10 protein-coding genes are annotated in these 8,982 nt (G+C 58.0%); all 10 read left to right on the plus strand.

Annotated features, from left to right (window positions below; all coding sequences use genetic code 11):
- A partial coding sequence (locus AAC035_RS14630; RefSeq protein WP_339805411.1) for an ATP-binding cassette domain-containing protein occupies nt 1-738 on the plus strand: 738 nt, incomplete at its 5' end.
- Entirely contained in the window at nt 722-1,807 is a 1,086-nt protein-coding gene (locus AAC035_RS14635; RefSeq protein ID WP_339805413.1) for an ABC transporter permease, read from the plus strand. The genes AAC035_RS14630 and AAC035_RS14635, both read left to right, overlap by 17 nt.
- The gene (locus tag AAC035_RS14640; protein WP_339805415.1) at nt 1,804-2,724 is read left to right on the plus strand and encodes an ABC transporter permease; all 921 of its coding nucleotides are present in this window, start codon (nt 1,804-1,806) and stop codon (nt 2,722-2,724) included. The genes AAC035_RS14635 and AAC035_RS14640 overlap by 4 nt, the downstream gene beginning before the upstream one ends.
- Before the next feature lie 34 nt (nt 2,725-2,758).
- The gene (locus AAC035_RS14645; RefSeq protein ID WP_339805417.1) at nt 2,759-3,853 is read left to right on the plus strand and encodes a BMP family ABC transporter substrate-binding protein; all 1,095 of its coding nucleotides are present in this window, start codon (nt 2,759-2,761) and stop codon (nt 3,851-3,853) included.
- 105 nt (nt 3,854-3,958) lie between these two features.
- A complete protein-coding gene (locus AAC035_RS14650; protein ID WP_339805419.1) occupies nt 3,959-4,438 on the plus strand; it encodes a nucleoside deaminase in 480 nt (159 codons plus the stop codon).
- A gap of 111 nt (nt 4,439-4,549) precedes the next feature.
- Nucleotides 4,550-5,218, plus strand: a complete 669-nt coding sequence (locus AAC035_RS14655; protein ID WP_339805421.1) for an NAD-dependent epimerase/dehydratase family protein — start codon at nt 4,550-4,552, stop codon at nt 5,216-5,218.
- A 227-nt stretch (nt 5,219-5,445) separates the two neighbouring features.
- On the plus strand, nt 5,446-6,828 hold the full coding sequence (locus AAC035_RS14660) for a diguanylate cyclase (protein WP_339805423.1): 1,383 nt from the start codon (nt 5,446-5,448) through the stop codon (nt 6,826-6,828).
- A 79-nt stretch (nt 6,829-6,907) separates the two neighbouring features.
- Nucleotides 6,908-8,119, plus strand: a complete 1,212-nt coding sequence (locus AAC035_RS14665) for an FAD-dependent oxidoreductase (protein WP_339805424.1) — start codon at nt 6,908-6,910, stop codon at nt 8,117-8,119.
- Nucleotides 8,120-8,219: 100 nt separating this feature from the next.
- The gene (locus AAC035_RS14670; protein WP_339805426.1) at nt 8,220-8,654 is read left to right on the plus strand and encodes a DUF3010 family protein; all 435 of its coding nucleotides are present in this window, start codon (nt 8,220-8,222) and stop codon (nt 8,652-8,654) included.
- Between the two features lie 72 nt (nt 8,655-8,726).
- Nucleotides 8,727-8,982, plus strand: a 256-nt coding sequence (locus AAC035_RS14675) for a thioredoxin domain-containing protein (protein WP_339805428.1), incomplete at its 3' end; no start/stop codon positions are given.

Raw genomic sequence — 8,982 nt, forward strand, 5'->3', positions numbered from 1 at the left:
CCTCTGAACAACGTCAGCTTTTCGGTCAGGGAAGGCGAAATCCTGAGTATCGCAGGCATCGCCGGCAATGGTCAACAGGAATTGTTTTCGGTGCTGTCTGGCGAGATAGCAAAGCTGACGTCAGGTCGCCTGCTGCTGGATGGCGAGGAACTTACGGATCTGTCGCCGCTTCAACGCCGTCGTCTCGGGCTGTGCGCTCTTCCTGACGACCGCATGGGCCGGGGCGCCGTCGGGACCATGCCGTTGACCTGGAATCTTCTGCTGACCAACAACGGTGCTGAGCATGTCCGCTATGGCTTTATCCGTTTCCGCCACCTTGCCGCCAGTACTGAAGACTGCATCCGTCAGTTCAACGTGGTGGCACCCGGGGTAAACGCCAAGGCCGCCAGCCTGTCGGGAGGCAACCTGCAGAAGTTTCTGATCGGCCGGGAAGTCTTGCAACAACCGAAGGTATTGATTGTCTCGCAGCCCACCTGGGGCGTGGATGTCGGTGCCGCTGCCGCCATCCATCAGGTGCTGCTGGATCTCAGTGCCGCAGGTTGCGCTGTGATTGTGATCTCGGAGGAGCTGGATGAGTTGTTTCAGCTCTCGGATCGGCTGGTGGTGATGGCGTCCGGGACCCTCACCGAGCCGGTAGAGCGGGCGGGTTTTGATCGCGACGCGGTCGGTCTGGCGATGGCAGGTCAGCCTGTGCCGGCCAGGAAACAGGAGGAGGCACCCGATGCAGTTTCGGTTTGAGGCTCGGGCTACGCCCTCACGCAGGGTGTTCTGGCTATCACCGTTGGTGGCAATCGCGCTGAGCTGCCTGGTGGCCATGGCTATCTTTGCACTGTCCGGTCTGGCCCCAGTGGCGTCGCTGATCATCTTCATTACCGAACCAGTGTCCAGCATGTACGGTTTTGGCGAGCTGCTGATCAAGGCGGCTCCGCTGATTCTTATTGCTGTGGGACTGGCTATCGGTTTCCGGGCCAACGTCTGGAACATTGGTGCCGAGGGTCAGATCATCATGGGCGTGATCTTTTCCGGCGGTCTTGCCCTGGCTTACGGTGACTCGGGTAGCTGGTTGGTATTGCCCGGCATGGTTCTGCTGGGTTTGTTGGGTGGCAGCGTTTGGGCAAGCATTCCGGCATTGCTGCGCATTCATTTCCGTGCCAACGAAATTCTGACCAGCCTGATGCTCAATTATGTGGCCCACTTTGCTCTGATTTTTCTGGTGCACGGAATCTGGCGTGATCCAGCCGGTTTCAATTTCCCGCAATCGAAACCTCTGGGGGACGACGCGCTGTTTCCGTTGTTGATCGAGGGCACCCGGGCCAATGCGAGCATTCTGTTTGCGCCGTTGGCAGTGGTGCTGGCCTGGTTGCTGCTGAAGCGCAGCTTCCTGGGCTTTCAGCTGCAGGCGCGCGGGGTTTCCCAGAATGCGGCCCAGTACGCCGGCTTCCGGGCTGACCGGGCGATTCTTGTAGGTATGCTGTGCGGTGGCGCTGCGGCGGGTATCGCCGGCGTTGCCGAAGTAGCCGGGCCGCTGGGACAGATCTACCCATCGGTTACTCCGGGCTATGGCTACGCTGCCATTATTGTGGCTTTCCTCGGGCGCCTGCATCCCGTCGGAATTCTTTTTGCCGGCCTGCTGATGGCGCTGCTGTACCTCAGTGGCGACGCCGCCCAGATGATCCTCGGCCTGCCACCCTCCATCGCCGGCGTGATTCAGGCCACGCTGCTGTTCTTCCTGCTCAGCACCGAAGTTCTGGTCAACTATCGGCTTCGGCGCTCAAGAGAACTGACTTCCGGGAGTTCTGTCGCATGACTGAATTACTTGCACTCATGCTGGCGGCGGTGGTTGCCGGCACGCCTCTGCTTTACGCCGCGCTGGGCGAACTTATCACCGAGCGCTCCGGCATCCTCAATCTGGGGGTCGAAGGGATGATGGTTATCGGCGCCATCGCCGGGTTCGCAGCTGTTTATGTAACCGGTAACCTCTGGCTGGGAGTACTCGCTGCCGGCCTGAGTGGCGGTGTGCTGGCGCTGGCGTTCGGAGTTCTGGCCATCAGCCTGCGGGTTAACCACGTTGCCGCCGGACTCGCGCTCACCATTTTCGGCATCAGCCTGGGCGCGTATGTGGGCAAGCCACTGGTCGGGCAGTCCCTGAGTCTCACCGAAGCCCAGCTTAGCGGCGGCCTGACCAATGTTCCCCTGGTTGGCCCCCTGTTCAGTGCTGTTCACCCGCTTATCTGGCTTTCCTGGCTACTCTTCGCGGGGCTGTGGTTTTTCACAACCCGCACCCGCGCCGGCCTGGTGTTGCGTGCGGTGGGCGAATCCACCACTTCAGCGGACGCCATCGGTTACCCGGTGATGCGTATCCAGTACCTGGCCACGGGCTTTGGTGGGGTGATGGCCGGCATTGCCGGTGTCTTTATATCCGTTGTCTACACCTCGATCTGGACCGAGGGCATTATCGCCGGCCGAGGCTGGATCGCTGTTGCGCTGGTCATCTTCGCAACCTGGCGGCCAGGCCGCTGCCTGGTGGGTGCCTACCTGTTTGGTGGCATGACCATCGCCGAGCTTCTGGGGCAGGTCATGGACCTGGGTATTCCCACAGAGTTTCTGTCAGCCACGCCGTACCTTGCGACGGTGATTGTGCTGGTGCTTATCTCGCGCAAGGACTCGACCATGCGACTCAGTGTCCCGGCCTCGCTCGGGAAATCGCTCGATATCAAAGGATAAATCAGACCTTACCAACCCCAGGAGTACAGTTACCATGACCGATCATACCCGTCGTCGCCTGCTTGGCGGCATTGCAGCAGCCTCACTCTGGAGCGGCATGGGCTTCCCCGTTGTCCGGGCCCAGGAAACTCTGAAAGTCGGCGTCATACACATGGGCGCCATTTCCAACACCGGCTGGGAGTATTATCAGGCGGAAGCCTGGCGTGCACTGCAGGCTAAATACCCCAATCAGGTAGAGGTGACCGTGCTGGAAAACGTCGCCGATATCCAGTCGGTCGAGCGTCAGTTCCGGCAGCTTGCGGTCCAGGGGCACAAGCTCCTGTTCGGAACCACTTTTTCCCAGTACGCCTCGCTCAGGAAGCTGGCCCCTCAGCTGCCTCAGTCCCACTTCGAATGCTGTGCCGGCATCGAAGCCGGGCGAAATCTGGGTGTCTTCGAGGCGAGACATTATGAAGGCGCCTATCTGACCGGCATTGCGGCTGGCAGAATGACCAAATCTGGCGTGCTTGGCTGGGTTGGCGCGTTTCCGGTTCCCCAGGTTATCTACAGTCTGAATGCGTTTCTTCTGGGGGCTCAGAGCGTTAATCCGGACGTTGTACTCAAGCTGGTCTGGGTCAACGCCTGGGTAGACCCTGCGAAGGAGCGGGATGCGGTCAGTACGCTGGTCAGTCAGGGCGCGGATGTCATATCCGGAAGCCCCAATACGCCCGTTCAGAGTGAAGCCGCCCGCTCCGCAGGTGTCTGGTCCATCGGCAACACCGGCGATTTTTCGGAGTTTGTGCAGGAGACCCAGCTGGCCTCCTTTGAGCTTGACTGGAGCCCGGCCCATATCGAGGCGACACAGGCCGTTCTGGATGGAAACTGGGAGCCCGTAGGCCGGTGGCGTGGTATTGGCGATGGCGGATTTATCCGCATGGCAACGCGGAGCCCGGCGCTGCCGGCGTCCGTTAACACCGAGCTGGATGCGGCCGAGGCGGCCATTATCGCCGGTGAGCTGAAACCCTTTGCCGGACCGATCAGGGATCAGTCTGGCAAGGAGCGGGTGGCGCCAGGTACCGAACTGTCTGATGGCGACATCAACAGCATGACGTGGCTGGTCGAGGGCGTTCAGGGCCGGGTACCGACCTGAAACCAGAGCTGACAAGGGTGGTCAGATCTGTCTGGCCACCGGGTACTACTGGCCGGTCTGAAATACCGGACCGGTCTCAAACTCCGTTTCAATCAGGAATATCCAATGATCACTGATGCAGATCGACGTCACCTGGCACGGGCTGTGGAACTGGCAGAGATGGCACTGAACAGCGGCGACGAGCCCTTCGGTTCGGTGCTGGTGTCGGGCGATGGCCAGCCACTGTTTGAAGACCACAATCATATTTCGGGCGGCGACAATACCCAGCATCCGGAATTCTCCATCGCCCGCTGGGCCGCCGCCAATATGACACCGGCGGCGCGCGCTGAAGCGGTGGTCTATACTTCTGGTGAGCATTGCCCGATGTGTGCTGCGGCTCACGCCTGGGTTGGCCTTGGTCGGGTGGTTTATGCCAGTTCTTCCGAGCAGCTCTCGGCATGGCTGGGGGAACTGGGTGTGCCATTGCCACCTGTAAAAACATTGCCCATCAATGCGGTTGCACCGAATGTACCGGTTGAGGGACCGGTTGACGATCTGGCAGAGAAAGTCAAAGCCCTCCATCTGCGTCTGCATAACGAAAGTTAGAGCGCCGGAGATCGTCCTGTCCTTCAAAATTTGTTGAGCCAAGTTTGAGCGGAATGCACCAGGCGCCTTTTATCCATTAAAGTACTGGTGAATAAATAAACGGAGCTCCTCATGAAGGTAATGGTGCTTGGTGCCACGGGGCTGACTGGCAACCTGGTTCTGGAGCAGTTGCTGGCGAAACCGGAAGTGACCTCCGTCGTGGTGCCTGTTCGCCGGTTGCTAACGCTGGTCGACCCGAAGCTTCAGCAGCAGGTGATCAATTTTGATGACTTGGCGACCCATGACCAGCTGTTCGAAGTCGATGTGCTTGTCTGTTGTCTTGGAACCACCATCAGAAAGGCCGGCTCTCGGGAGGCATTTCGCAAGGTGGATCATGACTATGCATTGACGGCTGCTCGCCTTGCCAGGGATTCTGGCGCCCGAGCACTGCTGTTGATGTCTGCCGTGGGGGCGTCCGCAAGCTCCGGTGTGTTCTATAATCGGGTGAAAGGCGAGCTGGAAGACGGGGTGCGGGCGCTGAAATTTCCTTATCTTTCCATCTATCAACCGAGTTTGCTGCTGGGTGAGCGGCAGGAAAGGCGCACCGCAGAATCACTTGGGATGGCAGTCATGCCGTTGGTCAATCGCTTACTGATCGGCCCGTTCCGCAAATATCGGGCAATTGCGGCTTCCAGGGTCGCTGCAGCCATGGCAAACGAAGTCGCTATGTTGGCTGAAGAAGCTTCGGCCGATCCCGTCGTAAAGGTCTGGGAATATCCAGATCTCGAGAACTTGAAATGATCAGAGAGCGGTGTAGAAAAGTGTATAGCGGGCAAGCAATGGATTCCTCCTTGAATGAGTGCTGACGAGTCAGATGCCTTGATAGGGTAAAATTTAGCAGCAGGTTTTCGTAAGTCCACCGCACCCACCATTAGCTTTTGCAAAATCGCGTTACATCCGGGGTCAGGCCAGTAAAATGTTGTTATCCTGCTGGCGCCACTGGCAGTGGGACAACTATAGTAAGCGCCATGAACCCAAATCCTCACATACCGAACGAAAAACTGCTGGATCTGCTGCTGGACGTGGTCTGTGTGGTGGACAAGGACGGGCGTTTTCTATCGGTTAGCGCCGCCAGTGAACGGGTTTTTGGCTACCGTCCGGAGGAAATGATTGGCCGGACGACCTTTGAGATGATGCATCCCGATGACCGGGACGCCATTCTGGCGCTTGTCGAGAAGATTAACGCAGGGCAGCCAGCGCCTGACCATGAAAATCGTTATCGGCACAAGGATGGCCATTACGTTCACATCATGTGGGCTACCCGGTGGCTTGAGGCTGAGCAAGTGCGGGTGGGTGTGGCGAGGGATATCACCGAGCGCAAGCATGCCGAGGCAAGGCAGCGGGCACTCTACGCCATATCGGAAGCAGCGCATTCCGCTGATGATCTGCCCGCGCTTTTCGCACGGGTACATGAGGTAATCAGTGGTCTGTTGCCTGCCGAAAACTTTTTTGTGGCGCTCTACGATGTGGTAGATGACCAGCTCAGCTTTCCGTATTACGTTGATCAACATGACTCGCCCCCACCTCCCGGGCAACTGGTGCCCGGAACGTCCATAGCCAGGGTTGTTCGGTCCGCTGAAGCCATCCTCTTGACACCCGACATGACCGGGCAGAGGCACCGGAAAAAAGGCAAGCCGGCCAGTAAGCATTCCTTTAGTTGGCTAGGCGTGCCCCTGACAACGGGCCCGGATGTCATAGGCGCTTTGGTGGTTCAGAGCTATTCAGATTCGTTGAGTTACACGGCGCAGGATCAGGCGTTGTTGCAGTTTGTTTCAAGCCAGGTTGCGGCGGCGGTGGAACGCAAGCGAACACATTCGCGTCTGGAGTATCTCGCGCAGCATGATCCGCTGACAAAACTGCCCAACCGGGCACTGTTTCTGGATCGCTTGCACAGTTCACTGGCGCGGGCACGAAGGGATTCGATACGGCTGGCAGTGCTGTATCTGGATATGGACAACTTCAAGCAGATCAACGATACCTTCGGCCACAGCACAGGTGACCAGCTCTTGCGGGAAGTTGCCGATCGTCTGACACAGTGTGTGCGGGAATCTGATACCGTTGGTCGTCTGGGGGGTGATGAATTTGCCGTGCTGCTGGATGGTATCAGCAGACATGAAGATGCCGCGACGGTGGCTGAGAAAATTCTTGTGGCTCTGAGTTCGCCCTATAACCTGGAAGGGGCGACACTGGTGTCTGCCCCCAGTGTCGGTATAGCCGTTTACCCTGACCACGGCGAGGATGATGCCCAGCTGGTCCGGCATGCGGATGGTGCAATGTATGCCGCCAAGCGCAGTGGCGGCAAATGCTATACGTTTATTCCTGAGTCCGTGGGCACGGTAAATAACGGCTAGACACTAGGTCAGCCCGAACCGCCTGGCCCGGCTATACTTCTGAAACTCCCTCCGTCTGTTGTCACCAAGGAATGAAGACATGGACCTGAAAAGCGGTTATCCCTTCTGGGCCGTCAAGAATGGCCTGATGTGCAAATTCCCTCAGCTCACCTCAGATATTCACTGCGATGTGGCCGTGATTGGTGGGGGTATCACCGGTGCGCTGATTGCTGACGAGTTGGGCAACCACGGCTTTGAGGTGGCGGTGATCGAGCAACGGGATATCGGCTGGGGAAGTTCCGCTGCCAGTACCGCATTGTTGCAGTATGAGATCGATACCCACATGGTTGATCTCGCCCGGCGCTATGGGGAGTTTCATGCGGTGCTGGCGTACAGGGCCTGCGCCGATGCGATCATGGACCTGCGCAACCTTGCCGATGAGCTCGGAGATGTGGATTTCGGCATGCAGGAGAGCCTGTACTACGCCAGCAAGCGCAGTCACAAGTCGGTACTGCAGGAAGAGTACGATCTGAGAATCAAGCATGGTTTCGAGGCGCAGTGGCTTGACGCCGGCGGTCTGAAAGAGCAGTTCGGCATCAAGGCACCGGGTGCGATACTGACTCGACTGGCTGCACGGGTTGATCCCTATCGTATGGCGTCCAGGCTTTTACTCAGGCTGGCTGAGCAGGGTGGACGGATCTTCGACCGCACCGTGATCGACACCATTGAGCCTGCCGGGGAGCGAGTTACCTTGCGCACAGAGCAGGGATTTCAGGTAGATGCCGGTCATGTGGTCATGGCCGCTGGCTATGCATCCCAGAAATGGCTGAAACAGTCGGTGGCGAAGAACCGCAGCAGCTATGCCTTTATCACGGATCCTATTGACCCGTCCGACCTGGGACTGTTGGCTTCAACCATGGTGTGGGAGTCGGCCAGGCCTTATCTGTATATGCGCACCACCGGCGATGGCAGATTGCTGGTGGGTGGCGATGATGACGATATGGATATCCCGGAGCGTCGCCATCGGCGTGTGGAAGGCAAGTCCCGGGGCTTGTGCAAGAAGGTAAAAAAACTGTTTCCGGAGCTGCCTGTGAAACCGGCGTTTGTCTGGGGTGGTACCTTTGCGGAAACGGAAGACGGACTGCCTTTTTTCGGGGCACATCCGCAATATGGCTCACGGGTGCTGTTTGCCATGGCCTATGGTGGTAATGGCATCAGCTACAGCATGATTGGTGCGGGTCTGCTGAGGGCCAGTATAGAAGGCCGTCAGCACCCTCTGGCGGAATTGTTCGGATTTTCTCGTACAGGGTAGGAACGCACAATTGGCAAGGATGCGAAGGCTTTGGTTTTCTGGCAAGGTAGCGCCTGTTACCGGCAGGTTCTCTGCCGGCTTCGCCCATTAAGGATTCTGTATGATTGTTTGCGGTGTTGAACTGACTGGCAGCGATGCGGTGGTGTGTTTACTGAATCTGGATCAGGGCCAGTTCAGTTTACCGGAATGCAAAGTGCGCAAAGTCTCCCTGAAAAAGAATCACACCCGCGAAGATTTGCAGCAGTTTCAAACGGATTTTACCGCGTTGATGACGGAATACGGTGTTAGCAAGGTGATGATAAAAGAACGCATGCCCAAGGGTAAGTTTGCCGGTGGTGCCATCAGCTTCAAGATGGAAGCCACCATCCAGCTGATTGCCGATCCTGGCCTGGATGTTGTCCTGCTGACACCGGCGCTCATCAAATCCACGCTGGCCGCAAAACCGCTTCCTGTGGATTTCTCGGAAACCGGCCTGAAGGCATTTCAGGAGACGGCTTTTGTTGTGGCCTATGTTGGTCACATGGTGAAAGGCTGAGGCCTGGGCCAGGCTTGTTTTTTGCCCGAGGTGCCCCGATATCCCATCAACAAGTCAAGGTGAGGTACTCAGATGGCCAGTGAACTTCTGCATGTCGTTTGTCCCCATTGCCACAAGGCAAACCGTGTACCGGCTTCGCGGCTGGCTTCTGGTGGCAATTGTGGTGCCTGCAAACAGCCGTTATGGCCTGGCGGCGTGCTTGAATTGACCGGGCAGAGCTTCGCCTCCCACACCGGGCGCAGCGACGTGCCGGTGCTGGTGGATTTCTGGGCCAGCTGGTGTGGTCCGTGCAAAATGATGGCGCCGCAGTATGAACAGGCGGCGCCTG

It is taken from the genome of uncultured Marinobacter sp. (assembly GCF_963974375.1).
Taxonomy (GTDB): Bacteria; Pseudomonadota; Gammaproteobacteria; order Pseudomonadales; family Oleiphilaceae; genus Marinobacter.

What these genes read in the sequence shown, in the direction of transcription:
- AAC035_RS14635 (WP_339805413.1), top strand. Translation starts at nt 722, where the DNA reads ATGCAGTTTCGGTTTGAGGCTCGGGCTACGCCCTCACGCAGGGTGTTC.
- AAC035_RS14640 (WP_339805415.1), top strand. Translation starts at nt 1,804, where the DNA reads ATGACTGAATTACTTGCACTCATGCTGGCGGCGGTGGTTGCCGGCACG.
- AAC035_RS14645 (WP_339805417.1), top strand. Translation starts at nt 2,759, where the DNA reads ATGACCGATCATACCCGTCGTCGCCTGCTTGGCGGCATTGCAGCAGCC.
- AAC035_RS14650 (WP_339805419.1), top strand. Translation starts at nt 3,959, where the DNA reads ATGATCACTGATGCAGATCGACGTCACCTGGCACGGGCTGTGGAACTG.
- AAC035_RS14655 (WP_339805421.1), top strand. Translation starts at nt 4,550, where the DNA reads ATGAAGGTAATGGTGCTTGGTGCCACGGGGCTGACTGGCAACCTGGTT.
- AAC035_RS14660 (WP_339805423.1), top strand. Translation starts at nt 5,446, where the DNA reads ATGAACCCAAATCCTCACATACCGAACGAAAAACTGCTGGATCTGCTG.
- AAC035_RS14665 (WP_339805424.1), top strand. Translation starts at nt 6,908, where the DNA reads ATGGACCTGAAAAGCGGTTATCCCTTCTGGGCCGTCAAGAATGGCCTG.
- AAC035_RS14670 (WP_339805426.1), top strand. Translation starts at nt 8,220, where the DNA reads ATGATTGTTTGCGGTGTTGAACTGACTGGCAGCGATGCGGTGGTGTGT.